At 49.1% G+C, this 562-nt stretch carries 1 protein-coding gene; it reads left to right on the top strand.

The features are described from left to right. Positions 1-468 (top strand): IS4 family transposase (locus tag J7439_RS25990; RefSeq protein WP_209204953.1); only part of this gene is annotated, 468 nt, incomplete at its 5' end. Positions 469-562: the final 94 nt, after the last annotated feature.

The raw sequence follows: 562 nt of genomic DNA, 5'->3' as shown, positions 1-562 counted from the left end.
GATGCCATCGCTGAGGCCGGATTTCAGGCGACAGTGATCGCTGCAAACAACTCACGACTCATACTGGCCATTGAGGACAGCACCACGCTCAGTTACAAACACTCTGCCAGATCAGAGTTGGGTGATAACGGCGGGCCGAAAAACAGTATATCCAAAGGTCTCTGGGCGCACTCAGTCATGTTACTGGATGCGGACTCTGAGAGAACCTTTGGTTTGATCGATCAACAACGCTGGATAAGAGACGACGAGGAAAGAGGCAAAAAACATCAGCGCAAGCAACGTCCATACGAAGAAAAAGAAAGTTTTAAATGGCAGAGGTCTGCGGAGAATATTGAACACAGGTTGGGTGATCAGATAGCGAAGGTTATCAGTGTCTGCGACCGGGAGGCAGATATTTATGAATACATCCAGCACCGGCTTACTAATGCCAGACGATTGTTGTCAGGGCAACACAGAACCGCATATTGATTGACGATGACCGGCTACTGTTTGATGCTCTGGCTGAAGAGTCCGTCATCGGCAGTTATACGGTTAATGTTCCTCAGCGCGGTGGAAGAAAAGC

It is taken from the genome of Salinisphaera sp. G21_0 (genome assembly GCF_017744115.1).
GTDB lineage: Bacteria > Pseudomonadota > Gammaproteobacteria > Pseudomonadales > Endozoicomonadaceae > Endozoicomonas.
The sequence above is the reverse complement of the archived record's forward strand: the minus strand, read 5'-3'. Positions and strand labels throughout refer to the sequence as shown.